General features: G+C 45.5%; 1 protein-coding gene. It reads right to left on the bottom strand.

Annotated features, from left to right (window positions below):
* On the bottom strand, window positions 1-413 hold a 413-nt coding region (locus DZ54_RS0117450; protein ID WP_025675525.1), incomplete at both ends, for a transposase.

Raw genomic sequence — 413 nt, 5'->3', positions numbered from 1 at the left:
GTCGGTAAGTTAGTGGCCAATACCCATGGCTCCTTTGCTGCGTCAGCGTATACCTTGGGCGATGGATGATGACAGTTTGTTCGGGTAGAACGCTGATTCTTACGGCCTTTAGGCAAGGCTTTATACAGCACTATTTGGCAGTTGATGGCATTACTTTTGGTCAGTTTTTGATAACCAAGACTTTGGGCTCTGCTAGATGCTTTGCTATGTAAGTGACTGACTGGCTGCCAATTTTCGGCACCTAGTTCAGCAAATTGTACTTTACCCCTTACTCGACTCAGCCAGTACCATCCGTGCTCCTCAACAGATTTGTACCATGGCACTTTAAATCCCGCATCACTGATAATAAGTGGGGTTACAGAGGAAGGTAAAATGCTTGCTAGGTCAGATAAAAACTGGTCATGAGCAGACTT

This window comes from Salinivibrio socompensis S35, assembly GCF_000513715.1.
Lineage (GTDB): Bacteria > Pseudomonadota > Gammaproteobacteria > Enterobacterales > Vibrionaceae > Salinivibrio > Salinivibrio socompensis.
This window is presented reverse-complemented; position numbering and strand designations above follow the sequence as displayed.